This is a genomic window from Croceitalea sp. MTPC5 (genome assembly GCF_036985505.1).
Taxonomy (GTDB): domain Bacteria; phylum Bacteroidota; class Bacteroidia; order Flavobacteriales; family Flavobacteriaceae; genus Croceitalea.
On sequence record NZ_BTGQ01000048.1, the window covers coordinates 1 to 440 of the forward strand.

Sequence of the window (440 nt, forward strand, 5' to 3'; positions counted from 1 at the left end):
CTTCCAGGGCCTGTTGGCCCGTGTCCACGGGGACCAGGTATCCGCCCAGCAGCACCAGGACCTTCCCTTCGAGCGGTTGGTCGACGAGCTGGGCATAGAGCGGGACCTCTCCCGCCACCCGGTGTTCCAGGTGTCCTTTGCCGTGCAGAGCTTTGGCAGCGGTGAGGGTGCCGTTAGGAATCGCGAAGCACTGTTCAGGCCATATAAGGGGAAAGCTGTCTATGGCACGGCCAAGTTCGACCTTTCCATTGCCATCGACGACGGGAAACGGGAGATCGTAGGTTACATCAGCTATGCGGACAGCCTTTTTGAGCGGAGCTCCATCGAGATGTTGGTTGACCGCTACCGTTACCTATTGGAACAGTTGGCGGCGGACCCCGATGTGCTGTATGGGGGTCTTTCGCTGATGCGCCCGGCGGAGTACGACCAAGTGGTGAAGG

General features: G+C 60.0%; 1 protein-coding gene. It reads left to right on the forward strand.

The features are described from left to right. Positions 1-440, forward strand: a 440-nt coding sequence (locus AACM45_RS20355) for a condensation domain-containing protein (protein ID WP_339145052.1), incomplete at both ends; no start/stop codon positions are given.